This is a genomic window from Xenorhabdus bharatensis (assembly GCF_037996705.1).
GTDB lineage: Bacteria > Pseudomonadota > Gammaproteobacteria > Enterobacterales > Enterobacteriaceae > Xenorhabdus > Xenorhabdus bharatensis.
On the sequence record NZ_JBBMXG010000111.1, the window covers coordinates 1 to 223 of the forward strand.

Sequence of the window (223 nt, forward strand, 5' to 3'; positions counted from 1 at the left end):
CGTACCCCCGCAGACTCTGATGTCAACGGGCAGTCCGGCCACGGTCTGCCCCCGCACTGATCCCTGCGAACTCAACGGGGACTGGCGGGCTGTCCGGTGCACGGGGGTTTCAGTTTGGCGTCCGGCTTTCCGTTGGCACGGCCTGAGCCGCTCTCTGACGTTGATTTTGTCGGATTATCACGCTCTGCCGGGTGTGTCTGTTGATGCACTTCTTTCAGGTGTC

1 protein-coding gene is annotated in these 223 nt (G+C 61.9%); it reads left to right on the top strand.

The window, feature by feature from the left end:
- Positions 1-19: 19 nt before the first annotated feature.
- Positions 20-223 (top strand): hypothetical protein (locus AAC855_RS21455; protein ID WP_340612147.1); only part of this gene is annotated, 204 nt, incomplete at its 3' end.